Source organism: Pedobacter sp. (genome assembly GCF_035566355.1).
GTDB lineage: Bacteria > Bacteroidota > Bacteroidia > Sphingobacteriales > Sphingobacteriaceae > Pedobacter.
Window position 1 is genome coordinate 1 of sequence record NZ_DATMRL010000601.1, and the last position, 2,418, is coordinate 2,418.

Consider the following 2,418-nt stretch of genomic DNA (forward strand, 5'->3'; position numbering starts at 1 on the left):
CCATCCCATCTGCATTAAAGGCATTGGTACAGGCTTCAATTATTTTAGCCGGGTTATACAATGTACCCTTTTTAGACAGATGGTTCAAATATCTGGCTTTTAAAGCCCATGCAAAACGCTTCCATTTACTAATATCTCCCTGGAATAAAATATCTCCTGCAGCAGAATTTAAAGTTGTTTTATTAACCGGATTATTAAATGCAGTTATTGCATCGTCAAGCAACTGATCTATCCGTTTGTAGGCCGTTTCCTGATCTTGCATTTTGGGTGTTAGAGATATCTGGGTTTTTCCATTATAAAATTCATCTATAACAATAGCGCCGTACTGATCAGCCAGCATACCGAAATTCATGGCCAGTAGAGTCTTACCGGCACCTACAAAACATGGACTTCCTTCCTCTTCGCCTAAATTGATAAGATCGATAATATTAGGCATCGTATATACATAGGTATTTTGCCAACAAAAATAACTCGCGGTAAAGCGCCAGGTTTCAGCATTCCTGTTTGTCCCCGTCAGCAGTTTAGTTGTGCCGTACTGGGTTAAACCAGCGACTTCTCTTGCTCCTCTCCATAATGCCGCCCCGTTTGAGGTGGTAATCGCTCCAACCAATCTGTTTGCAGCAGAAACCTTTGTAGGGTTGTTAGGGTCTGTATTTACATCTAAGAACTTCTTGCAGGAACTAAAGCTTAGTAAAGCACCTAAAACAAGAAAACTTAACCCTTTTATATATAATGTTTTCATTTTTCTATCCTCCTTTATTAAAATGTTAATTTTAAGCCCAGATCAAAGCCTTTGGTTGCAGGTACCCCAAGGTTATCAAAACCGAAGGATCCTGATCCGCCAACACCTGCTCCACTTCCTGATACCTCAGGGTCAATACCAGAATATTTGGTGATCAAAATCAAATTACGTCCCGTTGCACTAAACGACAAACCTTTGATCTTTATCTTTCCGAGATATTTTGTTGGCATATTATAAGTTAAGGTTGCATATCTCAACCTGGTCCAGCCTCCATCTTCCACAAAATCATAGCCTTGGTTGGCATAAATCGTTTGGTAGTAATTTTGATTTAACGGAACAGAAATGGTATTTACGGCGCCTGTAGATTCAATTATACCATCAAATACTTTATTTCCCCGATCAAGGGTTTTCGTACTTAAACCGGAGCGAACCATGGCGTTCTCTGTCGCATTGAATACTTTTCCACCTACCCGGACATCAACCATAAAAGAAAACATAAAATCCTTATAGTTGAGTGTATTGGTAATTCCCGCAGTGAATTTTGGATTTCGATCACCAATATTTGCCAATGCAGTTTGAACCTGGGGATAACCTTTGTTATCCAATAAAAGCTGACCCTGAGCGTTTCGTTTCCAGACATTGCCGTTAATCCCAAACAAGCTACCACCTAAAAAGGCGGCCCCCTGAGCTACATTGGCCGCCGCCCAGGCATCAGATATTTCTACGCGGTCCAGCTTTCCGGGCAATTCCATAACAACAGAAGTATTGTGTGCGAAATTAACATCTACAGACCACCTGAAGTCTTTACCAACAATTGGTTTTGCATTCAGTACAACCTCAACCCCTCTGTTTCTAATGGAACCACCATTCAATGTTGCAAGAAACGAACCTGAGGACGGTGGTGTGCGTGTAATTAAAATCTGATTATCAGATTTGCTGTTGTAATAGGTTATATCTATACCTAAACGATTCTTTAAAAATCTTAAGTCTGCCCCTGTTTCAAATGCCCGGGTAAATTCAGGTACAAGAAGAGGATTACCAAAAGCGTTATTCGAATTGATGATAAATCCTCTTGGATTAATTGTAAAGCTATTGGTCAAGGTATTTAGAGCGGTAGAAAGAGAATATGGAGAAGCGTCTTTACCCACATTAGAAAAAGCCGCTCTAACCTTACCATAAGAAAAGATCCTATCATCCGATTTGGCCCCAAATTCTTTAAGCAGGTCTGTTAAAATCACAGAAGCACTTACTGAAGGGTAGAAAAATGAACGGTCTTTAATCGGTAAAGTGGAAGACCAGTCATTTCGCCCCTTAAAATTCAAATAGGCTATTCCTTTCCAGTCGGCATTGAAATCGCCAAACCAGCTAAAGATTCTCCTTCTGCTGAGCGTTTCTGAGGTTGTGCGATCCTTCAATTGGGTATTGTTAATACTGGCAAAAGTTGGATCTATAAAATTGGCCGAAGCAGAATTGAGCACCTGAGAAGATGACATTTCAATATTATTTCCTACGGAAAGACTCAAGTTGAAATCCTTACCAATCGTTTTTTTGCCAGTTAAAATAGCCGTCGAAGTGGTGATTTGTGTTGTATTAAGGGACTCTGCAATAGCGCCTTTAAGTGCATCTGCCTCTACTGTTCCAGGCATCCTTATTGATTTAAAGCTTTCAGTATAATA

The 2,418-nt window shown here is 40.1% G+C and carries 1 protein-coding gene and 1 pseudogene; both read right to left on the reverse strand.

The window, feature by feature from the left end:
• Positions 1 to 742 (reverse strand): SusD/RagB family nutrient-binding outer membrane lipoprotein (locus VNZ46_RS23660; protein ID WP_325563239.1); only part of this gene is annotated, 742 nt, incomplete at its 3' end.
• A 17-nt stretch (positions 743 to 759) separates the two neighbouring features.
• Positions 760 to 2,418 (reverse strand): annotated as a pseudogene (locus tag VNZ46_RS23665) (SusC/RagA family TonB-linked outer membrane protein); the annotation flags it as partial.